General features: G+C 67.6%; 24 protein-coding genes and 2 pseudogenes. 18 read left to right on the top strand and 8 right to left on the bottom strand.

Features of this window, described 5'->3' with window-relative positions; genetic code table 11:
- Positions 1-234: 234 nt before the first annotated feature.
- From PIB19_RS07090 to PIB19_RS07025, 15 genes and pseudogenes are all read left to right on the top strand, one after another.
- Positions 235-933 (top strand): lytic transglycosylase domain-containing protein, encoded by a 699-nt coding sequence (locus PIB19_RS07090; RefSeq protein ID WP_271240229.1) that lies wholly within the window; start codon positions 235-237, stop codon positions 931-933.
- A gap of 4 nt (positions 934-937) precedes the next feature.
- Positions 938-2,290, top strand: coding sequence for a flagellar biosynthesis protein FlhA (locus PIB19_RS07085; protein ID WP_271240228.1), 1,353 nt, complete (start codon positions 938-940; stop codon positions 2,288-2,290).
- Positions 2,266-2,925 carry an FHIPEP family type III secretion protein gene (locus tag PIB19_RS07080; RefSeq protein WP_271240227.1) on the top strand — a complete coding sequence of 220 codons (660 nt, stop codon included), beginning with the start codon at positions 2,266-2,268 and terminating at the stop codon, positions 2,923-2,925. Before PIB19_RS07085 ends, PIB19_RS07080 begins: the two co-directional genes overlap by 25 nt.
- A gap of 14 nt (positions 2,926-2,939) precedes the next feature.
- Complete coding sequence (locus PIB19_RS07075; protein ID WP_271240226.1) at positions 2,940-4,082, top strand: secretin N-terminal domain-containing protein; 1,143 nt, start codon at positions 2,940-2,942, stop codon at positions 4,080-4,082.
- Between the two features lie 37 nt (positions 4,083-4,119).
- A pseudogene (locus tag PIB19_RS23560) lies at positions 4,120-4,407 on the top strand (hypothetical protein); the annotation flags it as partial.
- A gap of 82 nt (positions 4,408-4,489) precedes the next feature.
- Complete coding sequence (locus tag PIB19_RS07070; RefSeq protein ID WP_271240225.1) at positions 4,490-4,807, top strand: hypothetical protein; 318 nt, start codon at positions 4,490-4,492, stop codon at positions 4,805-4,807.
- The gene (locus PIB19_RS07065) at positions 4,804-5,922 is read left to right on the top strand and encodes a SctD/MshK family protein (protein ID WP_271240224.1); all 1,119 of its coding nucleotides are present in this window, start codon (positions 4,804-4,806) and stop codon (positions 5,920-5,922) included. The genes PIB19_RS07070 and PIB19_RS07065 overlap by 4 nt, the downstream gene beginning before the upstream one ends.
- A gap of 140 nt (positions 5,923-6,062) precedes the next feature.
- Positions 6,063-6,260, top strand: a complete 198-nt coding sequence (locus PIB19_RS07060) for a hypothetical protein (RefSeq protein ID WP_271240223.1) — start codon at positions 6,063-6,065, stop codon at positions 6,258-6,260.
- Positions 6,261-6,271: 11 nt separating this feature from the next.
- Entirely contained in the window at positions 6,272-6,667 is a 396-nt protein-coding gene (locus PIB19_RS07055; RefSeq protein WP_271240222.1) for a hypothetical protein, read from the top strand.
- A gap of 36 nt (positions 6,668-6,703) precedes the next feature.
- Positions 6,704-7,453 carry a type III secretion system inner membrane ring lipoprotein SctJ gene (gene sctJ, locus PIB19_RS07050; RefSeq protein WP_271240221.1) on the top strand — a complete coding sequence of 250 codons (750 nt, stop codon included), beginning with the start codon at positions 6,704-6,706 and terminating at the stop codon, positions 7,451-7,453.
- Positions 7,450-7,968 (top strand): hypothetical protein, encoded by a 519-nt coding sequence (locus tag PIB19_RS07045; RefSeq protein ID WP_271240220.1) that lies wholly within the window; start codon positions 7,450-7,452, stop codon positions 7,966-7,968. Before sctJ ends, PIB19_RS07045 begins: the two co-directional genes overlap by 4 nt.
- Positions 7,965-8,573 carry a FliH/SctL family protein gene (locus PIB19_RS07040; protein ID WP_271240219.1) on the top strand — a complete coding sequence of 203 codons (609 nt, stop codon included), beginning with the start codon at positions 7,965-7,967 and terminating at the stop codon, positions 8,571-8,573. Before PIB19_RS07045 ends, PIB19_RS07040 begins: the two co-directional genes overlap by 4 nt.
- Entirely contained in the window at positions 8,566-9,891 is a 1,326-nt protein-coding gene (locus PIB19_RS07035; protein ID WP_271240218.1) for a FliI/YscN family ATPase, read from the top strand. Before PIB19_RS07040 ends, PIB19_RS07035 begins: the two co-directional genes overlap by 8 nt.
- A complete protein-coding gene (locus tag PIB19_RS07030; protein WP_271240217.1) occupies positions 9,891-10,349 on the top strand; it encodes a hypothetical protein in 459 nt (152 codons plus the stop codon). Before PIB19_RS07035 ends, PIB19_RS07030 begins: the two co-directional genes overlap by 1 nt.
- Positions 10,350-10,682: 333 nt before the next feature.
- Entirely contained in the window at positions 10,683-10,979 is a 297-nt protein-coding gene (locus tag PIB19_RS07025; RefSeq protein WP_271240216.1) for a hypothetical protein, read from the top strand.
- A gap of 117 nt (positions 10,980-11,096) precedes the next feature.
- Here the strand turns inward: PIB19_RS07025 and PIB19_RS07020 are convergent, their stop codons facing one another.
- Both PIB19_RS07020 and PIB19_RS07015 read right to left on the bottom strand, forming a co-directional pair.
- On the bottom strand, positions 11,097-11,990 hold the full coding sequence (locus tag PIB19_RS07020) for an ankyrin repeat domain-containing protein (RefSeq protein ID WP_271240215.1): 894 nt from the start codon (positions 11,988-11,990) through the stop codon (positions 11,097-11,099).
- A gap of 24 nt (positions 11,991-12,014) precedes the next feature.
- The gene (locus PIB19_RS07015) at positions 12,015-12,659 is read right to left on the bottom strand and encodes an Mbeg1-like protein (RefSeq protein WP_271240214.1); all 645 of its coding nucleotides are present in this window, start codon (positions 12,657-12,659) and stop codon (positions 12,015-12,017) included.
- 546 nt (positions 12,660-13,205) lie between these two features.
- On the opposite strand from PIB19_RS07015, the pseudogene PIB19_RS23555 reads away from it, so the two are divergent.
- From PIB19_RS23555 to PIB19_RS07000, 3 genes and pseudogenes are all read left to right on the top strand, one after another.
- Positions 13,206-14,024: pseudogene (locus tag PIB19_RS23555) on the top strand (C2 family cysteine protease); the annotation flags it as partial.
- A 47-nt stretch (positions 14,025-14,071) separates the two neighbouring features.
- Positions 14,072-14,197, top strand: a complete 126-nt coding sequence (locus PIB19_RS07005; protein ID WP_271240212.1) for a hypothetical protein — start codon at positions 14,072-14,074, stop codon at positions 14,195-14,197.
- 62 nt (positions 14,198-14,259) lie between these two features.
- Positions 14,260-14,658 carry a hypothetical protein gene (locus tag PIB19_RS07000; protein WP_271240211.1) on the top strand — a complete coding sequence of 133 codons (399 nt, stop codon included), beginning with the start codon at positions 14,260-14,262 and terminating at the stop codon, positions 14,656-14,658.
- A gap of 7 nt (positions 14,659-14,665) precedes the next feature.
- Here the strand turns inward: PIB19_RS07000 and PIB19_RS06995 are convergent, their stop codons facing one another.
- From PIB19_RS06995 to PIB19_RS06970, 6 genes are read right to left on the bottom strand one after another with little or no spacing between them, the layout of a single operon-like run.
- Complete coding sequence (locus PIB19_RS06995; protein WP_271240210.1) at positions 14,666-15,112, bottom strand: winged helix DNA-binding protein; 447 nt, start codon at positions 15,110-15,112, stop codon at positions 14,666-14,668.
- A 22-nt stretch (positions 15,113-15,134) separates the two neighbouring features.
- The gene (locus PIB19_RS06990; RefSeq protein WP_271240209.1) at positions 15,135-15,602 is read right to left on the bottom strand and encodes a glutamate ligase domain-containing protein; all 468 of its coding nucleotides are present in this window, start codon (positions 15,600-15,602) and stop codon (positions 15,135-15,137) included.
- Positions 15,578-18,244: a Mur ligase family protein gene (locus PIB19_RS06985; protein WP_271240208.1), complete on the bottom strand. Its 2,667-nt coding sequence runs from the start codon at positions 18,242-18,244 to the stop codon at positions 15,578-15,580. Before PIB19_RS06985 ends, PIB19_RS06990 begins: the two co-directional genes overlap by 25 nt.
- Positions 18,241-19,428: an HlyD family efflux transporter periplasmic adaptor subunit gene (locus tag PIB19_RS06980; protein ID WP_271240207.1), complete on the bottom strand. Its 1,188-nt coding sequence runs from the start codon at positions 19,426-19,428 to the stop codon at positions 18,241-18,243. Before PIB19_RS06980 ends, PIB19_RS06985 begins: the two co-directional genes overlap by 4 nt.
- On the bottom strand, positions 19,425-21,581 hold the full coding sequence (locus tag PIB19_RS06975) for a type I secretion system permease/ATPase (RefSeq protein ID WP_271240931.1): 2,157 nt from the start codon (positions 21,579-21,581) through the stop codon (positions 19,425-19,427). The genes PIB19_RS06980 and PIB19_RS06975 overlap by 4 nt, the downstream gene beginning before the upstream one ends.
- Complete coding sequence (locus PIB19_RS06970) at positions 21,578-22,285, bottom strand: TolC family protein (RefSeq protein ID WP_271240930.1); 708 nt, start codon at positions 22,283-22,285, stop codon at positions 21,578-21,580. The genes PIB19_RS06975 and PIB19_RS06970 overlap by 4 nt, the downstream gene beginning before the upstream one ends.
- Positions 22,286-22,298: the final 13 nt, after the last annotated feature.

Here is a 22,298-nt window from a genome sequence, read left to right as displayed (position 1 = left end):
ACGGCATTCTGCCGACCGTTTCGCATTCGATACGAAAGGCGCGGACGCGATGAAGCGCCATTTGTCCGGGATGGGTCGGGCAAAATCCGCGATGACTTGACGAAATCGGGGGTGTCCGGGACCAGCCGATCGGCGTAGCCTTTACTAGCCGGATCAAGGTCCGGATCGCAGGACCCAATGCGAGCCAGACGATCGTCAGCAGAGCCCCTCATGGGCTTGCAGGGAGGATCGTGTATGCGCTTTTCAGGCTCTGCCTCGTCGCTCGGCTTCGCGTTGAAGCTCGTCGCGTTCGGGGGTGCGGCCGTGGCGGCAATTCCCGCACAGGCGGGCACTTGCGACGCTGCGGCGATCGGCACGCGATATACCGAGGCACTGCGTTTCTGCGGCCCGCCGGCTGCCGAGACTCCGTCTGCCCAACCCGACTCGGTCGTCCTTCCGGAACGCAGTTCGGTGAGCGTGAGCATGCCGGGGTTCCAGAAGCGGCTCGCTTTGGCGACACGCGCGGTGCGTACTCGCGGCGGCGGTGCCAACGACGCGCTGATCACGTCGGTCGCCTATCGCTATCGCATCAATCCGCATCTGCTTGCCTCGATGGTCAACGCCGAGTCCGCCGGTCGCCAGCGGGCAGTGTCGAACAAGGGCGCACTGGGGCTGATGCAAGTGATGCCGGCCACCGCACGCGGCCTCGGCGTGCGCAACCCGAATGCACTGCTCGACGATCCGGTGCTGGCGATGCACACTGGCGCGAAGTATCTCAAGCAGTTGCAGGGCCAGCTCGGCAACAACGTGCCGCTGGTGGTCGCCGCCTATAATGCCGGGCCCGGCGCGGTGATCAAGGCGGGCCGCAAGGTGCCGCGCTATCGCGAAACGCAGGCCTATGTGAAAAAGGTCGTGGGCCGGTATCAGGCCGCACAGTTCGGCAGGGCGCGCTGAGACCGTGAGCGTCGAGCGGTATCTCGCCAGCAGCAACGCAGCCAAGCCGCTGCCGCTCTCGGCGCGCATCGCGGACCTGTTCCTGATCGTCGGCGTGGTGGCGATCGTCGGGCTGATGATCCTGCCGCTGCCGACCCTGATGATCGACATGCTGGTGGGCGTGAACATCACCTTCGGCGTGATGCTGTTGCTGACCACGCTCTACATCCGCGGGCCGCTGGACTTTTCGTCCTTCCCTTCGATCCTGCTGATCTCGACGCTGTTCCGGCTGGCGCTGTCGATCGCGACGACGCGGATGATCCTCGTCGAGGGACATGCCGGGCACATCATCCAGACCTTCGGCACGATGGTCGCCGGCGGCAACATCGTTGTCGGACTCGTCGTGTTCCTGATCATCACGATCGTCCAGTTCATCGTCATCGCCAAGGGCGCCGAGCGCGTCGCCGAAGTCGCGGCGCGGTTCAGCCTCGATTCGATGCCGGGCAAGCAATTGTCGATCGACAGCGACCTGCGCTCCGGGCTGATCGACAAGGACGAGGCGCGCCGCCGCCGCCGCACGCTCGAGCTCGAGAGCAAGCTCCACGGCAGCCTCGACGGTGCGATGAAGTTCGTGAAAGGCGACGCGATCGCCTCGGTCGTCATCGTCATCGTCAACCTGATCGGCGGCCTCGCCATCGGCGTGATGCAGCAGGGCATGGAGATCGGCGCGGCGACCTCCAAATATTCGATCCTGACGATCGGCGAGGGGCTCGTCGCGCAGATCCCCGCGCTGCTCGGCGCGATGGCCGCGGGCCTGATGGTCACGCGCTCGACCGACGAGGAGACCGACTCCAATCTCGGCCAGGCGATGCACCGTCAGCTCGTCGCCAATCCGCGGGTGCTGCTCGCGGTGGGCGGGATCTGCTTCCTGATGGCGCTGATCCCCGGCTTCCCCGCCGCGGTGTTCATCGGGCTGGGCTTCCTGTCGATGTTCTCCGGCGCGGCGATGCACCCGCGCTTGAAGCCGCACATGGTCCGCCACTCGGGGCCGATGCGCAAACTGCTCACCGGCGGGCGTGAGGCGCCGCGGCCGGTGACCTTGCTCGCCGAACCCGAGGCACCCAAGGCCGTAGTGCCGCTGCTGCTCCAGATCTCGGGGCCGCAGCCTCCGATCGACGAGGAGGCGGCGCTTTCCGCCGGCCTCACGGCCATGCTCGAACGGCTGCAATATCGCAGCGGCGTGCCCCTGCCGCGGCTGGCGATCCATTTCCTCGCTCCCGAAGGTCCGCGCGCGTGGCGGTTGCTCGCCTTCGAGCTTTCGGTCGGCGCCGGCGAGGAAGCGATGTCGAAACCTTGGTCCGCGAAGTCGAGGTACTGATCCGCCGCAACCTGCCGCGCTTCCTCGGCGTGCAGGAGGCGGTGGGGCTGCTCAACCGCGTCGGCGACGATTATCCCGAGGTGGTCAAGGAAGCGGTGCGCGCCGTTCCCGCCGCCCGCATCGCCGATGTATTGCGCCGGCTGGCCGAGGAAGAGGTGCCGCTGCGCAACATGCGCGACGTGCTCGAAGGCCTCACCGATGCGGCCAATCAGGAACGTGAGATCGCGCGGATCGCCGATCTCACGCGCATTTCACTCAAGCGCTATCTGCTCGACGCGGTCGCGCAGGGCGCGGGCATCCGCGCACTCGTAGTGACGCCGGAACTCGAGACCTTGGTGCGCGAGGCCACGCGCATGGTCGACGGCGTCGAGCGGCTTGCAGTGAAACCCGAGGTGGCACGCGAATTGGTCGCGACGATCGGCCGCACCGCGGCGGAAACCGGCGCCAATGCGCTGGTCACGTCTTTCGAGGTGCGGCGTTCGATCCGCAAGCTGATCGAACCCGATCTGTTCGAGCTGCCGGTGCTCGCCTTCAATGAACTCTCGCCGACCATTTCTGTCGAGATGGTCGGTCAGATCGGTCTTCCGCCAGGGGCTTTGGCGGAAGAGATGCAGGCCGCGCTGGCGGCGGAATGACAACGGAGGGCTGTTTGAAGCTTTATAAGAACCCGTCGATGCTGTTGGCCTTTGCTGCCGCTCTGCCGGTGCCGTTGGCAGCCAGTGCACAGACGCCGCCGGCGCAGACCCGCAACCAGGTTTCGATCGTCGCGCGCGACCAGCCGATCGCCGCATTCCTGCGCGATCTGTTCGGGAAGGTGGGGCGCCCGGTGGTGCCGAGCGCCAAGCTGACCGGTACGGTCAACGGCGTGTTCCAGGGGAGCGTCGAGAAGATCTATGGCGATATCGCCAAGGCCTTCAACCTGATCTCTTATTATGACGGCGCGGCGATCTATGTGTACGCGCCCACCGAGCTCGGCGTGCAGAATCTGCCGCTCGACCGCGCCTCCGCCGAGCGCGTCGCGCGCCAGGCGCGGGCGCAGCGGCTGCCCGACCAGCGCAATCTGCTGCGCATCACCACCGACGGCCTGGTCGTCAGCGGCACGCCGCGCTTCATCGAGCAGGTTGCCGGAATGGCGCGCGGCGACGGGGCGCTTGCCGACGGCGCGCCGGCCGCACCCGGTGGCGCTTATGGCGGCGCTCGCGGCGGCGGCTATTACGACGCACCGCGCGGGCCGATCAGCCAGCCGATCGAATTCCGCGTCTTCTATCTGCGCTATGCCCGCGCCGAGGACACGCTGATCACTGCGGGCGGGCGCGAGACTCGGGTGCCCGGGCTGGCGTCGATCCTCCAGAACCTCGTGCTCGATCAGAAGCCGGGCGGCAGTGCGATCGTGCCGTCGCTCGGTGCGCGCCTCGTCCGGCAGAGCCAGCCGCGGCTCAAGGGGCAGGGGCTCGACGCGGTTCCGGCCGATGCATCGCAAACGCCGATCGGCGGCGGCAATTATGCCGCGACCGAAGTGCTGGGCGGCGGCGACGGCATGGGCCTCGCCGCGCCGCTCTCGCAGGACGTCGTCCGGATCGAGCCCAGCGCCTATCTCAACGCGATCGTCGTGCGCGACGTGCCCGAGCGGATGGCGGCTTATGACTCGCTGATCTCGCGCGCTCGACGTCGAGCCGCAGATCGTCGAGCTCGAGGCGACGATCATCGACATCAATGTCGACAAGCTGCGCAGGCTCGGCATCAACTGGCGCTTCGGCAGCGGTGGGTTCGGCGCCCTGTTCGGCAGCGGTAATGCCGATAGCGACGGCCGGTTGCAGCGGATTCCGGGCATGAGCCGGCGCGACAATGTCAGCAACATCACGCCTTCGGGGCAGGGCGGGACGATCTCGACGATCATCGGCAGCCAGCGCGAGTTCCTCGGCCGCGTAACCGCGCTCGAGAACAAGGGCGCGGCACGGATCGTCTCGCGGCCGCAGGTGATGACGCTCTCGAATGTGGAGGCAGTGTTCGACCGCACGCGCACTTTCTACGTCAAGGTCGCGGGGCGCGAGGAAGTCGACCTGTTCAACGTGACCGCCGGCACCGTGCTGCGCGTCAATCCGCATGTCTTCCGCGATCATGACCAAACGCGGATCCGCATGTTGGTCAATATCGAGGACGGCAGCATCAGCCCCGATCTCGGCGGTGGAAGGAATCCCGGTGGTCGACCGCGCCAGCGTCGCGACGCAGGGCATGGTGCTCGATGGCGAGAGCCTGTTGCTCGGCGGCATGACGATCGACGCCGACATCAACGACGAGACCAAGGTGCCGCTGCTCGGCGATATCCCGCTGCTGGGCGAATTGTTCAAGTTCCGCACCAAGCAGCGCGGGCATACCGAGCGGCTGTTCCTGATCACGCCGCGGCTCGTGCCGCTTGCCTCGCGCGCGACTGCGTTGACCCCCGGTGCGCCGCCGCCCGCGGCCAACCAGCCGCCGGCGAAGATCCCGGTTCCGTCCAGCGGAAACCTGACGCAATGATCGACGCTTCCGTTCTTCGCGTGCTCAACGGCCGGCTCGCCGGCACCGAGAAGCAGCTGCCGGCGAGCGGAACCGTGTCGATCGGCCATCAGTTCTGGCAGGATGTCGTCATCCGCGATCCTGCGACCAAGGGCATTGCCGTCGATCTGCAGGTCGATGGCGAGGGCGGAGCGCAGATCACGGTGCTGACCGGAGAGGCGCTGCTGCTCGGCTCGCATGTGGGCGAAGGGCAGACTGCGATCCTCCCGGCTTACGTACCCTTCTCGATCGGCGGCGTCGCGCTGGCATGGGGCGATCCCGAAAGCGCGCGCTGGGCCGAAGCGAGCGGCATCGCGGGGAGCACGCCCGCGCCGCCGCTGCCGCCGCCTTCGGCGCAGGACGAGGCGATGGCGCTGCTGGGCAAGGCGGGCGAGCAGGTCAGCGGCTGGTTTACGCGGCGACGGGCGATGGCGGTGGGCGCGGTGGCGACGCTGGCAGCCGGCGCGGCGCTGGCGGTACCGACGATGGACGCGCTGGGCCTGCGCGGCGATTCGGCGGCGCGTGCCGATCATGTCCTCGATTCTGCGGGCCTCGCACCGCTCACCACGGCGACCGACGCTGCAACCGGCGGCGTGATCGTCAGCGGCGTGGTTGCGAACGATGCCGAGCGGCTGAAGGCACAGGAGGCGCTGCGCGACCACGGGATCGATGCGGCGGTCAACGTCCAGACCAGCGCTGAACTCGCCCAGGCGGCGGCGGACGTCGCCCGCATCCACGGCCTTCAGGCGACGGGCCGCCCGATCTCGCGCACCGGTGTCGAACTGCGGGTCACCCGGCTCAACGGCGATCAGCGGCTCAAGCTTGCGCAGGCGATCCGCACGGACGTCAAGCAACTGGGCCGGCTGGTTTTTCGCGACGACTTGCCGCCGCTCGACGACACGCCGATCCGAACGATCGCCGATGCGACGAAGAGGGTTTCGACCGTGGTCGCGGGCGACCCGGCGTACATCCAGACCGTTGACGGAGCGCGCTATTTCTCCGGCGCGATCATGCCGAGCGGGCATCGCCTGATCACCATCCAGGGAGACACGGTGTTCTTCGAGAAGAACGGCCGGGAGACGCAATTGAAGTTCTGACCATCTGTAGCGTGAAGGAGTAGGATCATGTCGAATACGATCACCACCGGGCTTACCAACATCTCGATCTCGCCGTTGACCGGCAACCGGATGAACAAGGGCTCGGCGCCCGGCACCTGGTTTGAGGCACTGGCGGATTCTTGGGGCAGACCCTCGACAAGCAGGCGACGCGGATCGAGGCGATGTCGAACGAAGTCGGCAATAACGGCAGCGACAACCCCTCGCAGATCACCAAGCTGACCGCCGAATCGATGCGGATGTCGTTCATGGCGAACAGCTCGTCGAGCTCGATCGACAGCGTCGGCAAGGCGCTCGAGACGATGGCCCGCAAGAACTGACGGGGGCGGCGATGTCCATCGAAGCAATTGCGGGGGCGATGGCGAGTTCCGCCTTCGCCCCCACGCCGCCCGACATCATCCAGGCGGGGCCGAACGCGTCGGTCGCCGACATCACCAGCTTCCAGGGATCGCTGTCCGCGATCGGGAATGGTGGCGTCGGCGGCGCGGACGCGCTCGGGCCGGCGATGCAGGCGATGTTCAGCCAGATCGAGCGTGTGAACGGCGAAGCCAAGAGCGTGTCCGAATACGCCAAGTCGGCACAGGCCAGCGGTTCTGAAATGACTCCGGGTGAAGTGGTCGACCTGACCATGAAGTGCCACGAGTTCATGTTCCACTGCCAGCTGACCTCGAACATCGCCAACCGCACCTCGGACGGCATCCAGCAGCTGTTCCGGCAGCAATCGTGAGGCCCGATCTGTCCGGGCCGCACGCGGAGAACTGACATGGGCATGTCTGCCCGAAAGATGCGCCCGGCTCTGATCGGGCTCTGCCTGCTGCTCGCCGCGTGCGGGCGGGCCGAGCTCTATTCGAAGCTCACCGAGACGCAGGCCAACGAGATGATCGCGGTGCTTCACAGCGCCGGGATCGAGGCCACCAAGAATGAGGCTGGCGAAAACGGCTGGACGCTGCAGACCGAGAAGGGCGATTTCAGCCGCGCGGTCGAAGTGCTCCATTCGCAGGGCTATCCCCGCGAGGAATTCGCCTCGCTGGGGACGGTGTTCAAGCGCGAGGGGCTGGTCTCCTCGCCCACCGAGGAGAAGGCGCGGCTGGTCTATGGCATGAGCCAGGAGCTGTCGCACACTATCTCTGAGATCGACGGCGTGGTGCAGGCGCGCGTCCATCTCGTGCTGCCCGACAATCAGCCGCTCGCCGAAACGGGGCAGCCCGCTTCCGCGTCGGTTTTCATCAAATACCGCCCCGGGACCAATATCGACACCCAGATCGGCAAGGTGAAGGCGCTGGTCGTCAATTCGGTGCAGGGGCTGAAGTACGAGAATGTGTCGGTCGAGACGTTCCCGGCGCAACCCCTGCCGACCGTCGCACGCAAGGACGGCGGAGAAATGCTCAACGCCAATCTGATCGGTGTCGGGATCGCGGGGCTCCTGCTGCTGATCGCCGCGCTCGGCTATCCGAGCCTGCGGCGCTGGCAGCAGCGTCGTGCCGCAGTGGCGCGGCGGGAGGGCGGCGCATGAGAGCCTTCGAGCAACGCGCCACTCTCGCGGCCATCGGAAACGATCTCGTCGCGGTCGAAGGCGGGCCGGGATATCGCCGGGCGGCCTTGCTGCTGAAGCATCTGAGCGGGAGCGACGATCCGGTAGCGTGTTTCACCGATTTGCCCGACGCCCCGGACTGGCTGCGGCTGCCGGCAGCGGTGCAGCACAAGCTCGCGCTGCGCGTCGCACTGCTGTGGATGGGTGACGCGCTGGCAGGCTCGATCGACGGCGCGTGGCTGGGCGGGCTGGCCGAAGTCGCCGGCGAGGATTTGCTCGACTGGGCGATCGAGACGGTTCCCGCGGTGCCGCCTGCGCCTGCGCGGCGGCTCGAGCCCGGCGAGCTCGAGATTTACGGCTTCTCGTTGCTGCGCGAGCAATTGCCGATGGCGCTGCGGGGCTATCTGCCGTGGCGTGCCGACCATCTAGCGCTGTCCTGTCCGCGCGATGCGCTCGACGCTTTCGTCGCCGCGGCGGTGGAGGCGGGGCGCGCATGAGCTTCCTCGTGCTGCACGCCGACCGGCTGGCGACTGCGCTCACCGACGATCCCCTGGTGCCTGCCGCCGATGTCGGTCGGGTGCAGGACGCGCTCACATTGCTCGCCGAAGCCGGTGATTTGCGGCAGGGTGTGGAAGAAGCGATCCACGCCGCGCGCGCGGCAGCGCATGCCGAAGGCTTCGCTGCGGGCCGCGAGCAGGGGCTGGCCGCGGGGGAGATTGAACGACAGGCTGAACTTTTCCGCATCGCGATGCGCGACAGCGAATTGCAGCGCGAGCGGCAGAAGGACATCGCCCGGCTTGCGCTCGAAGTGGTCCGGCGGATCGCCGGCGAATTGGACGACGGCGTGATGGTGGCGGGCCTCGCCGAGCGCGCGGCAGCCCAGCTCGCGCCGGACAGCGGTGCGGTGGTGCGCGTCGCCTCGGCCGCGGCGGAGGTCGTGCGCGCCCGGCTGAACGGACGCGCCGGGCTGAGCGTCGAGGCCGATCCGCTGCTCGGGGATCAGGATTGCGTGATCGAGACTGCGCTCGGCCGAACGCATGCCGGGCTCGATACGCAGCTCGCGCAGATCGAGCGGATGTGGGGCGAGGCGCTCCATGGCTGACGGCCCCCTTACCACGGTCGATCAATTGCTTGCCGGGCTCCAACGCAGCCCGACAGTCGAGCGGCGCGGGCGGCTGGTCGAAGTGCTGGGCACGACGCTCAAGGTGACCGGGATCGCGCCGCGCGTCGGTGATTTCTGCGAAGTGATCGAACCTTCGACGGGACGGGTGGTGCCCGTCGAGGTGGTCGGGATCGCGGGGCAGGCGACGATCCTGACGCCGTTCGGCGATGTGCGCGGGCTCTCGGTCGATGCCGAAGTGATCGTGCGCAGCGGCGCGGATCTCGTACCGTGGGGCGAGGGGCTGCTCGGCCGGGTGCTCGACGGCCGTGGCCGCCCGATCGACGGCAAGGGCGAGCTTCCCGCTGATCTCAAACGCCGTCCGCTGCATGCGCCCGCGCCTCAACCGATGGAGCGCGCGCTGATCGACGCGCCGCTGCCGACCGGAGTCCGCGCGATCGATACGCTGCTGACGCTGGGCCGTGGCCAGCGTCTCGGCGTGTTCGCGGCGGCGGGCGGCGGCAAGTCGACCCTGCTCGGCATGCTCGCGCGTTTCGCCGAAGCCGATGTGATCGTCATCGCGCTGATCGGCGAGCGCGGCCGCGAAGTGCGCGAGTTCATCGAGGATGCGCTGGGCGAGGCGGGACTGGCGCGCTCGGTGATCGTCTGCGCGACATCGGATCGCGCGGCGATGGAGCGGGTGCGCGCCGCGCATCACGCGACGGCCGTCGCCGAAGGCTTCCGCAGCGAGGGGCGCAACGTCTTGTTGCTGATGGATTCGGTGACGCGCTTCGCCCGCGCTCTCCGCGAGATCGGGCTTGCGGCGGGCGAGCCGCCGGTGCGCCGGGGTTTTCCGCCTTCGGTCTTCGCCGAACTGCCGCGCCTGTTCGAGCGCGCGGGCAACGACGCGGTCGGGTCGATCACCGGGATCTACACTGTATTGCTCGAGGACGAGGAAGGCGACGATCCGATCGGCGAGGAAGTGCGCTCCATCCTCGACGGGCATGTGATCCTGTCCCGGAAACTCGGCGCGGCGGGACATTATCCGGCGATCGACGTGCTCGCGAGCCTCAGCCGTCTGTTCCCGCGGCTTGCGACGCCGGCGCATCGCGAAGCGGCGACACGGGTGAGGGCGTTGCTGGCGAAGCACGCGGAGATCGAATTCCTCGTTCAGGTCGGCGAGTATCGCGCCGGCGCCGATCCGCTCGCCGATCGCGCGATCGCGGCCAAGCCGGAGATCGATACGCTGCTGCGGCAGGACACCGATCGGCCGGAAGACTTCCAGACCTCGCTGATGCTGCTGCGCGGAGTCGCCGGCTGATGCGCGGCGGCGATCAGCGGCGGCAGGCACAGGTCCTGGTCCGATTGCGCGAGGTACGGATGCAGAGCGCCGCAGCCGCGCTGGCCGAAGCCCGGGCCGCGACCGCAGCGGCCGAACGCGAGCGCGCCGAAGCCGATGCGGCCGCCGACGTGGCGGACGCCGCGATGGCGCAGGCGCGGGCGGATCTGACGACCGACCCGGCCGAGGCCGAGCGGCTGCTCGCAATGGTCGACCGCAGCCAGTTCCGGCGCTCGGTGGCACGCAGCGCGCTCAACGACGCGCGCGAGGCTGAGCGGCTTTCCGTCGAGGCCGAGGCCGAACGGCGCAAGGCGATGATCCTCGCCCGCGCCCGGCACGACCTGCTGGCCGAGCATGCCGGGCAGGCAGTGCGGCGCTGGGCCCGAAGGCAGGAAGAGCGCACCGCGCTCGATAATATGGAAGCACGGAGGCGATCATGACCCGCGTCAGCTCCCCGAACACGCAGCCGGTGCGCCAGCCGGCACAGGGTCCGGTGCAGGCCCGCGCCCAGCCCACGCCCACCGATATCCGGGCGATGAAAGAGGCGCTGGCCAAGGCACGATTGCCGGAAAAGGAGCAGCCGGCCGGCACCGTCCAGCATAAATCCCTGAAGGGACTGGCGCAGCCCGAACGCCGGGGCGAGACGATCGTCCAGCAGCGCGAGGCGTTCGGCGATCTCGCGCGACACGGCGCTGCGCCAGGAGCGCGAGGCGCGCGACCGGCAGGACGGCCTGTTCGGCTTTGCCGGCCATGCCCAGCCGCAGCCCATGGCGATGCCGGCGGTACCCGCCGCGCATGTCGATCCCGGTGCATTCGCACAGATGCTCGCCGATCTCTGGACGCGCGAGAACGGCAAGGGCGCGAAGGAAATCCTGGTGACGTTCGGCGACCGGGCCTGGCCGGCCACCGGGGCGCGGCTGGTGCGCAACGCCGCGGGCACGCTCGACGTGGCGCTGCTGCTCGGCGATCGCGCGCCGCCTTATGACGGCACCTTGCATGAACTGGAGGCGCAGTTCGAAGGCGCGGGGATCGCGCTGGGCAGCCTCTCGACCGAGGCGACTTTCGCCTGAGGCACTAACCAGCCCGTTCGCCCTGAGCTTGTCGAAGGGCAGTTCTTCTCTCGCTGGCGGCCCGCAAAAGCAGGGATGGTGCTTCGACAAGCTCAGCACGAACGGGGATTTTGGGACTTAGCGCGCGACCGCGGCGTTTGATTTGATCAGCGCCAACACCGCAGGCGGCACCTGCTGCGCGCCTGCAGCCCGCGCCGCCGCCGGCGGCCACTTGCCGCCAGCCGCTGCTTCGCGCACCTCGCGGGGTGAAGGAGCGGGCTCCGGCCAGCCGAGCTTCTTCAGCCGCGCCGCCAATCGACGCTGCGCCTCGGCCTCTTCCGCGGATTCGGTGAGCATCCGCGTCGTTGCCGCGCTGCCGAGATTGGCGCCGCCGCTGTCGATCGCCCAGGGATCGGCGCCGCGATCGAGCAGCAGTTCGGCGATGCGGAAATGCTCCATGTCGAGCGCCGTGTGGAGCGGGCGGTTGCCGGTCGCTTCCATCACGTTCGGATCGGCGCGGAAATCGAGCAGCATGCGCACCGCGCCGAGCGAGTTGAGCGTGATCGCGGTCCGCAACGGGCCGCTGGGATTGCCGGCGGGGTTGGGGCTAGCGCCCGCGGTGAGCAGGCGGTGCGCGAGATCGGGATCCTTCGCACGCAACGCGAGCCGGAGCGGGATCCCGCGCTCTTCGACGCCGTTCAGCAATGTGCCGCTGCGGATGAGGAGATCGACCGCGTCGGCCCGGCATGTCGCGAGCGCGACCGACAGCATCTCGTAATGCGCACCCACGCGACGGCGGGCCAGGCCGGGATCGCTGCGCAGCAATTGCGCCGCGCGCTCGATATCGCCGTCGAACAAAGCCTCCGCGAAATTGCGGGCGGCGGCGCCCAGCCGCTGGTCGGTCAGCGTATCGCGGCGGGAAGGCAATTCGGTGCCCGACGCAAAGCAATCGGCGCGCGCATCGCTTTCGCAGCCCATCGTCATGAGCAGGAGCGCGGGGCTGAGCAGGAACAGTTTTCGCACACGCCGCACCTTCTTCCTATCGCAGGCGGTGCGTCAACCGCTCAACGGCCGGCTTGTGCCGCCGTTCCGGCGAGTACCCAGTCCATGCTGTGGCGATCGACCGGGTTGATCGAGATCCCACCAGTGCGCACCTTCGGGGCGGACATTGGGCAGGTCGTGCTGCGCGCCATAGGCCTCGGGCAAATCGACCACCGCCGCGCCGACGATCGCACCGCCGCCGCCGATCAGCCCGCCGAGCCCGGCACCGATCGCGCGATCACCGCCTTCCTGCAGCGTGGTCAGTATCTCGCCGGGAACGCGGTAATTGTTGATCGACGAGAGGCCGCGGCCGTTCGCCTGCGCGACTGCCTGCGCCTTCTCGATCGTGTTCTGGTGGAGGCCCGCGGCGTTGAAGGTATCGGCGGGACGGCCCGATGCGATCGCCGCCTCCGCCGCGAGGCCGCCGCCGAGCGAATGGCCCACAAGGGTCACGTCGGCATCGGTGCGCGCGAGCTTCTTCCCGATTTCGAGCGCATTGGCATAATGCGTCGAATTGAAGCCGAAGCCCTGCTGGGCATTGCTCTTCCAGTCGTCGCCGGCCTGGCTGCCGCGGAAGACGACGGTGTAGCGTTCCTGCCCGACCTCGCCGCTGACATAGACGCGCGCGCGGAAGCTGCTTTCGCCGGGTTGCTCGAGCATCTCCGAAGTGAGCCCCAGGCGCGCCAGATCGGCGTCGCTGGCGGCGCGATAGCCCGAAGGGGGCTGGGGACGTCGTTATAGACGTCCTTGGCGAGCAGCGCGTTGGTGTGGACCTGTGCGAGATCGGGCGCATCGTTCGCCGCGAGGCGCGGTTCGGAAGGGGCGGTTGCGCCGGTGACCGGCGACAGCGCCGCGAGATGCACCGGCTGGGCGTCGGAGGCATTGCGTGCGCCGGGCGCAAACGGGACGACCGCGCCCTGATCGTTCGCGACCCGCTGCTGGAGGAGTCGACGCCATCGGCCCGGGGGAGGTGGATACCGATGGCGTCGTGTGCAGCGCCGGCGTGACACTCGGCGACTGCCAATCCGAACGATAGGCCTCGGCGCCTCTCGATGCCGAGGGCGGCGTCGACGGGGAGTCGACGCGCTAGAAACGGGGGCTGCTCTGTTTACCTGCATCGCGCGCCGTCCTTCGATCGGATGTGCAGGAGATGCCGCGCGGGGGCGGCGCACGCCATAATCGATCCGATTATCGCGGCGCACGTGCATGCAAGGCATAGCTCCGCGCAAGAATGGGAGAGTCGGCATGCTCGAGGCCGCAGGCGCCGCAGCAGGTGTTGCAAACCGCTTCAATCTGGATTCGCTGCTCGCGGGCAGTTCGGTCTCGATACCGGGGATGCGGATACCGATCGACGGAGCCGGTGCGGCGGGCAAGGCCGCCGAGGTTCGCTTCGACGCTGCCGACCTCTATGGTGCCAAGGGCCCGCAGGCGGCGGACATTCGCCAGGACGCGCTCGGCGACTGCTATTTCGTCGCGACGCTGGGCGCTGTGGCGCGGCAGCAGCCCGATGCGATCCGCAACATGATCAGCTTCGACGCGAAGACCGGCAATTTCACGGTCACGCTGCACGATGGAGACGGCAATCCCCAGTCGGTGCAGGTCACCCAAGCCGAGCTGGAGGACAATCTCGCGCGGCAGGGCGGTTCGACCGCCGACAATAGCGGCCTCGACGGTCCGATCTGGCCGGCGGTCGCCGAGACTGCCTATGCGAAGATCCATGACAGCAACCCGGCGGACGGCCTGACCGAGGGCTATAACGCCATCGCCAATGGCGGCTGGCCGCAGGACGCGATGCAGGCGATCACCGGCGATCGCGGCGACGAGATCCGTTATTCGGAGGGCTTTTTCGAAAGCGAGAATTCGGCGCTCGACCGGATGGCGGGGCAGGTCGACGCCGCACTCTCCAACGATCGCCCGGTGACATTGTGGACCGTCCCCGAGAATCGCAGCCTGTGGGACAAGATCCGCGGGAATGAAGGCACGCAGGACGGCTTGGTCGACAACCATGTCTATACCGTCGAGGGCGTCCACAAGAATGCCGACGGCGAGTGGATGGTGACGGTGCGCAATCCGTGGAGCACCAACATGAACGTAGGGGAGGGCACGATACCGCGTCCCCGACGATGGAAGTGCCGTTGCGCACGCTGGCCGATACCGGCGGCGCCGAGGCCTTCACCGTGGGGCCCGCGCCACGCTAAAGGGTTGAGCCGCCCGCGATATGCGGGCACGCTGGGCTTAGAGGAAACCGTTGCTGAAAGCGTTGCTCTTGAGTCTGTTCGCCTTTTTGGGCCTCGTGCGCGGCTTCGACATCGCGTCGCTGCCGGCGCCTGCGGGCTCGCAACCGGGGGCAAGCGCGGCGGAGCGGCAGGCACTGCATGCGCTGGTGCAGGACGTGTCCAAGGGCGCCGCCGCGATAGAAAGCGAGCGCTTGTTTCAGGTGGGCAAGGACGTTCCCTGGGTGGCGATCGCCAAGCGCATCGACAATCTGGCACGCCAGCGCGGCGCCGGCTCCGTCGCATTGCCCGGCGCCGATCCCGGCAAGAAGCTCGCACAGGCATGGCGCGGCCGCGACGGGCGCGGTGTGCTCGTCGCGATGGTGCCTTCGCCGACGGGCGGAACGGTCGCTTATTTCGCGGTGCAGTTCAAGGACGGTCGATAGCCACCACTCACTCTCGACTATCGGATAAATCACCCCTTGTTTCCGGTGCGAATGAGCGAGGTCCCGAAGTGGGAAGGCGATCGTCCACATCGAAAAGATGGTGGAGCATCGCCGCCAGGGCCTGATATCCCTTTTCGGTGAGGCGTACCCAGACCCGGCGCTGATCGTCACCGTCGACCTGCCGCCTCAGGAAACCCGTACCTTCGAGCTGGTCGATCCGCCGGATCGCGCTGGTCGAGCTGTCGCCGGATAATTGGATCAGGTCCTTGACGCATAACCGCTCGTTCTGCTCGGTGGCGATGAACAGCTCGAGCAGCATGTCCCATGCCGAATCGCGAAAGAGATTCTTGGGAAAGAGCGGCTCGATGCGCTTGCGTGAATCGCGGGCATGGCGCGCCATCCGCAGCAGATCATGCTGGCCCGGCCGGGCACCCTCGGCATGTATCGGGGTCACCGCGTCGGGATCGAGGGGTTCTTCATCGGGCTGCAGCCTTGGCCGGACGGACGGGTGGGTCGATCCGCTCCGCGCTCGCCTGCTCCCGCGACAATTGCCGCAGCTGCGCCGCGATGCGGTGGATCAGGCTGCCGTGCGATCCCTTGAGCAGCACGACATCGCCATCCTGAAGCATCGCGAGCAGCCCCGGTTCGAGCATTTCGGCCTGCGCTACGTGGAGCCCATGGCGCTGCCGGCCGACGCGCGTGCGGAATTCCTCATAGAGATTTCCGACCGTGTGCACCTGGCGGATGCCGCAGGCTTCGATCAATGGTGCCAGGGCGGTGTGATAGGCGGCGGCTTCGGGGCCGAGCTCCAGCATTTCGCCCAGCACTGCGACCCGACCGCGTCCTTGCAGATCGCCCAGTCGGCGCAGCGCCGCCTCCATCGATCCCGGATTGGCGTTGTAGGAATCGTCGATGATCGTCACGCGGCGGTGGCCGACGACCAACGGCCATTCGGCGCCGCGTCCATCGAGCGAGTCGAACTGCGCGAGTGTCTCCAGGCCCGGCGCTGCTTCTTGTCCGAGGGCGGCGAGCGTTGCGGCAACCGCGAGACTGTTGAGCGCCATATGCGCACCGCGCGCGCCCAGCCGGTAGCGGGTTTCACCGGCGGGGTCTGCGCATGCACCTCGCCGGAAGCCGCATCATAATGCAGCAGCCGGAAGGCGGCATCGGCGCCAAGACCGTAGGAAAGGATCTCGAGGCCCTGCGCGAGGGCGCGGTCGCGCACCGCGTTCCACTCGTGCATGTCGCGGTTGAGAACGGCGATGCCGCCTGGCCTCATGCCTTCGAAGACTGCGCTCTTGCGCAACGCGATCGTCGCGAGGTCGCGGTGATATTCGAGATGGGCGGGAAGAATATTGGTGAAGACCGCCACGTCGGGCCGCGCGAGTTCGGCATTCTGACGCATCCGGCCGATCGCGAGTTCGAGCACGGTGTGCGGCGTGGACCAATCGGCCGACGCCAGATTCCACGCGGTGCCGTGCGGCAGGTTCGCGTTGAAACGAGTCTGGGCGACTGCGCCATAGGGCGTCAGCGCATGTGCGAGCATCGCGACCATGGTGGTCTTGCCGGCGCTTCCGGTAACGCCGATCAGCTTGCCCGTATATTGCGCGCGTGCATGACGGCCGAGCGCCAGGATCGCCTCGCCGGTGTCGGCAACCTCGAGGATCGGCACGCCGGACTGCGGCAACGCTTCGGGCGCGCTGGTGAGAAGCGCCGCGGGTGCGGCGGGCAGCGCGGCGAGCGCGGGCGGCGCGAGGCCGGCCACGCTCTCGCCGCTGCGGGCGACCACCATGTCGCCTGGACGGAAGCTGGGCGCGAAGATGCACAAGCCCGCGGCGGTCCAGCCGTCGGGCGGCGGAGTCACCCATCGGCCGCCGGTCGCACCCGCGACGCCGGCTGCGGTCCAGCCGGTCGCGCTGCGGGGCAATTCCGTCTCGTGTCCGCGGGGCCGTTCGAGCAGATAGCGGCGATAGGCGATCAACCCGGAGAGATAATGCTCCACATCGTCGATCCGTACGCGAAAGCCGTGGTGGCGGATGAAGAAACTTCCCGCGATCCGCGCAGGGTTTGCGAAGAACATCGCCAGCTCGGGCCAGAAATGACCGTTGAGCAGATAGTGCGCGCGAAGGTGCAGTGCGCGGTAGAATGCCGGCAGATCCAAGCCGTCGAGCAGAGGGTGCCGCGCAGGATCCGCGCGCAGTCGCGAGACCAGGCGTTCGCTGGCGGTCATCAGCTCGAGCAGGGTGGGGAAGGTGGTGATGCGGTTGGCGACGAAGTCGAGATAATCGCGGACATTGTCCACGCCGAAACGGAACCAGGCATCGTCGGGCCGGTGCCTGGTCAGGGCATCCGCGGCATAAGCGAGCCAATGATCGTGCGCTCGCGCATGGCCCGCGGCGAGGAAGTGGACAAAGGCATGCTCGACCGCCGCGATCCAGCGCCCGTCACCGGTCAGATCATGGAGGCGCATCAGCGCGAACGCCGCTTCGCCGTCATAATAGATGATCCGGAACGGCTGTTTCACGTCGAGCGCGGGATGATTGAGGACATGCACGAATCGGCCGCTACCTGCGTCCTGCATGTGGAGGATGCCCTCTCCGAGCAGCTCCAGCAGCGGGCGATAAGCGGTGCTGCCGGTCAGCTCCTCATATTTGGCGAGCGCGAGGACGCACACGGCATTGCCGCCGAGCTTGATCTCGTCGCCCTCATCGACGAGGAACGCCGCGCTCGCGTCGTCGGGCAGCTTCACTTGCTGGATCAACCGGTTGGTCAGCGCATCGAGTGCGCGCTCGATCGCCGCCAGCAGCACCGGATCGCGCGTGACTTCCCACGCTTCGAGCATGGCATAGGTCGAGCTCGCGTGGCGCAAGGCATTGTAGGCGGCGATCGGCCGGTCGAAACAGGGATGCCAGCCATAGTCGAAACGCCCATCCTCGCGGACCTGACGGGCCAGATAGAAGCTGCCGTCCGCGATCAGGGCGGTGAGTGTGTCGGATCCGAGCTGTGCGACTCTGCGGCGCCCGCCGTCGCGCCCGGTCGGTTCGAGCGGATGGAGCACGCCGTCCTCGCCGATAAAGGCGCCGCCGGTCGAGAAGGTCCACACCGGCACCGCATCGGCGAAGTCGATCGCCGTGATGCCGTGGCGGCGCTGCGCATAGGTCGCGAAGTTCCGTTCGTTTAGCGTGGCGCAGGGCTCGGTGCGGCCGCCGTAGAAACATGCATTGGCGTTGAGCTCGGTTTCCAGGAACGCATGCGCGAGATCGCCGTCGAGCGAGACGCCGAGGCGGAAATAGTTGCGCTTCGTACGCCCGAGACGTTCGCGAAGCTGGCGCCAGTCCGTGCGATCGACGGCATTCACCCAATCGGCACGGAGCCAGCGCAGTGTATCCGCCTCGCCGGGAAGCCGCGCCGCCGCCACGTTCCACGCCGTATCGGCGTCCGGGCCGGTTCCCGTCACTACGCGAGCCCGCGTGCGCCCGTCGCTGAAGGACAGGAACAGGATCACGCGCGGGCCTGCCTCGCATGTGACCACCGGCGCCGCTTGCGTCGCGACGCGCAGACGCGCGAGGCGCTCCTGAGCGTTCATCGTTCGCGAAGTCCTTCGCGGGCGCGGTTGAGCGGCTTCACCAGATATTGCAGCACGGTCTTGCTACCGGTGTGGATATCGGCGGTGGCGATCATGCCGGGGCTGATCGGGAAGCGCCTGCCGGCCTTGTTCACGAGAGCGTCGTCGCCCGTGCGGACGAACACGCGATAATAGAAGATGTCGGGGTTCACTTCGTCGCGGATCGTATCGGGCGAAATGCTGACCACCTTTCCTTCGAGCCCGCCATAGATCGAATAGTCGTAAGCGGAGATCTTGACGCTCGCGCGCTGGCCGGGCCGGATGAAGGCGATGTCGCGCGGCGCCATGCGCGCTTCGATCAGCAGCCGATCGTCGAGCGGCACGATCTCCATGATCTTGCCGTTGGGCGGAACGACGCCGCCGATCGTCGATACTTCGATGCTCTTGACGATGCCGCGCACCGGCGAGCGCAGCGTCAGCCGCTTGAGCGTATCGGAACGTCCGCGCACGATCGGCTCGAGCGCTTCCATCTGCTCGGTCGCCTTGGCGAGATCTTGCCGCGCCTCGACCACATACAGCGATCGCAGGTCCGATTTCTTGAGTTCGAGCTCGGCGCGCTGCCGCTGGAGGCGGAGCATCTCGACACTGCTGGCGGCGCCGACCGCGAACAGGCGCTCGGCGATGTCCAGTTCCTTGCTGACCAGCGAGATCGACTTGTCGATCAGCGCCTGTGAGTCGTTCAGCGATCCGCGGCGGGCCCCGTAAAGACGAGTCTCGTCGGCCTTGAGCTCGGGGAACTCCTCGAGCTCGGCGGGGAATTTGAGCGGTACGCCGTTTACCTCGGCATGGAGCCGGGCGACGCTGGCCTGGACCGCGCGATATTTGGCGGTGCTCTCGTCCATCGTCGATCCCGCCTGGGTGGGATCGAGCTGCGCCACGATCTGGCCCGGGTTCACGATATCGTCTTGCCGCACCATCAGCTTCGCGAGGATGCCGCCTTCGAGCGACTGCAGTACCTGATCGCTCTTGATGGGGACGACTCGGCCGGCGCCGGTCGCGACCTCGTCCAGAGCGGCATAGGTCGCCCAGGCTAGCAGCGCGGCAAACAGTGCAGCGATCAGCCAGACGATCCGCGTCGAGGCGGCAAGGCGCCCGCGGCCCTCGTCGCCGAACGCGTCGGCACTATGGTAAGCGAGCGCGGTCATGCGGCCTGCCTCGGCGCCGCGCGCATCCGTTCGAGCGCGGCGACCTTCGGTGCGTCCAGTGCGATGGCGCCATTGTCCAGGACGATGATGCGGTCGACCAGCTCCAGCACGCGCATCCGGTGAGTCGCGACGATGACCGTGCGATCGGTGCTCCAGCCGCGGAAGCGCTGAATGAACTCGCGCTCGGCGGTCTCGTCCATTGCGGCGGTCGGCTCGTCGAGCAGTGCCACCATTGGCTGACGCAGCAGCATCCGCGCAAGCAGCAGCGATTGGACCTGCCCGCCCGAAAGGCCCATGCCGCCTTCGAGGACCACGTGCTCGAGCCCGTCGCGCAGCCGGCGGATAAAGGCATCGGAGCCGGTCAACGCCAGCACGGCCTGGATCTCGGCGGCAGTAGCATTGGGAGCGCCGAGCAGCAGGTTCTCGCGCAACGTTCCATGAAACAGCCGGCTGTTCTGGGTCAGCAGGCCGACATCGCGGCGGACATCGGCCGGGTCGATCTGATGGAGCGCGAGATTGTCGAGCAGGATCTCGCCCGAGGTCGGCTCGAGCATCCCCGAGAGACCCTGGAGCAGAGTCGACTTGCCCGCTCCGTTGCGGCCGAGCACTGCGATCTTCTCGCCCGCCGCGATATCGAGCTGCGCGATCGACAGCGCCGGCGGCGCGTTGGGATCGGCATAACTGAACACCGTCGAGCGGAGCGAAAAGCTGCCCGCTGCGGCGGCGAGCGGAATACGATGCCCGGCGTCGGGGCTGTCCACCGGCAGCGCCATGATCTGATCGAGGCTGCCCATCGCGACACGCGCATGCTGGAAGCGGCTGAGCAGCGACGTCACCTGCGCCATCGGCGCCATCATTCGCGAGCCCAGCATCGCCGCGGCGACCAAAGTGCCGGTCGTGAGGCCGCCCGCGATCACCATCGGCGCCCCTACGAACACGATCGTGGCATAGGCGCCCGTCTGCACATTCTGGGTCCAGGCAGCGAGGCCGTTGGTGAGTCCGCGCAGCTTGAGCTGCGCTTCTGCGGCGACAGCGTTGTAGTGGTTCCATTGGCGCTGGAAGCGTTCTTCGGCCTGGAGGCATTTGATGTCCTCAATGCCCTGCACCGTCTCGATCAGCATCGCGTTGCGAAGCGAGCTTTCGCGCATCGATTCGGTCGCCAGCGCGCGCAGCCGGCGCTGGATGATCACGCCTGGCACCAGCAGCAGGAACAGCCCGCAGATCGGCACGAACGCGAGGGAACCGCCGATGAAGAACAGCACCGTCAGGAACAGCAGGAGGAAGGGGATGTCCACGAGCGCTGCGACGGTGGTCGAGGTCAGGAGCTCCCGCACCTGATCGAGATCGCGCAGCTGCGCGATGAACGACCCCGTCGAGGTGGGCCGCGCGCGGTTGCGGATGCGCAGTGCATGGCCGAACACGATATCGGAAATGCGCAGGTCCGCGCGCTTGCCCAGGATGTCGATCAGGCTCACGCGCAGGCGCCGGAGCAGGAAATCGAAGCCGATCGCAATCAGAACGCCGGTGAAGAGGATATAGAGCGTCGGCAGCGATTGCGCCGGCACGACGCGGTCATAGACCTGCATCGAGAACAGCACTCCGGCGATGCCGAGGCAGTTCGTCACGATCGAAGCGACTGCGACATGACCATAAGCGCGTCCGTCGCGCAGCAGGATGCGGCGCAGCCAATTCTCCTCGAACGGCTTGATATAGGTGTCGACCCGCGCGTCCGGCGTGGACCGGAGCGGCCGCAGCACGGCGTAGCGCTCGACATATTCCTCGAGCTCGGAAAGGGGCAGGCGGGTCTGCATCCCGCCCTCGCCGGCGACATGGCATATCGCGGCGTCGTAGCCGTCGACCCCGGTGATGAGCACAAGATCGCCGCTCGACAGGCAGGCGATCACCGGCAGTCGCCAGCTCGTCAGCCGCATGGCCTTCCGCTCGACGAAATATACTGCGAGCCCATTGGCGCGTGCGATCGCGGCGACGCATTCGGTCTCGCTCCGGTCCGCGCGCCACAAGCCGGCGAGCCGGGCGCGCTGTTCGGAAACCGGCAGCCTGAAATGACGCGCCGCCTGTCCAAGCACTTCGATCCAGCCGTCGATGGGGGCGGTCTCGGTAGGCTCGATCGGGGCCAGCGCCTGGACGGTCACAAGGTAATTCCCCGCATAACCTTGCCCGACAAACCGAACGCCTCCCGAGCGTGTCCCGAATAATAGAGGCACTCGACTTGCAGCCGGCGCAGGTCGTGAACGGTGTTCACTTCGTCGAAGCGAACCTGATGCAGTTCCTGTTCGGCGTTGAGCAGATCGACGAGGGTGCGTGTTCCCATGTCGAGATATTGAAGCCGGTAGAGCTTTCCGGTCTGCTCCATGTTGCGCTCGCGCGATGCCAGCGTGGTGAGCAGCTGCCGAAGTCCGCCGATCTGCTCCTGCGCTTCGCTCAGGCGCAGGCCCGATTCGGTGCGCGCCTGCTCGGCCGCGGCCTCGGCGGCGTTCAGCGCATAGCCGGCGCCGCGTTCGCGCGCACGCGCCGCACCGCCGTTGAAGACGCTGGTGGAGATCCGTATTCCGAAATTGTAGATTCCGCGGTTGCTGAAAGGCCGGGTGATGTCGGGTGACGCATCGCCGGCGAGCGAGATCGTCGGCATCCGATCGGCCCGGCTGCGCCGCAGATCGGCGGCCGCGCGATCCTTGAGCGCATCCGCCACCATCACCGCCGGCACATCGCCGAAAGTGCGCGGGCCGCGGTTGCAGCTCCTGTCGAGCCATGCCGGTACTTCGGCCGAGACATCGGCGGGGCGCGTCGCGCCCGAGCAGAAAGGCGAGGTTGCTGCCCCAGCGGCGCAGCGAGGCATCGATCTGGGTGAG

Origin of the sequence: Sphingomonas sp. 7/4-4 (genome assembly GCF_027941955.1) — a bacterium.
Classification (GTDB): Bacteria; Pseudomonadota; Alphaproteobacteria; order Sphingomonadales; family Sphingomonadaceae; genus Sphingomonas.
The sequence above is the reverse complement of the archived record's forward strand: the minus strand, read 5'-3'. Positions and strand labels throughout refer to the sequence as shown.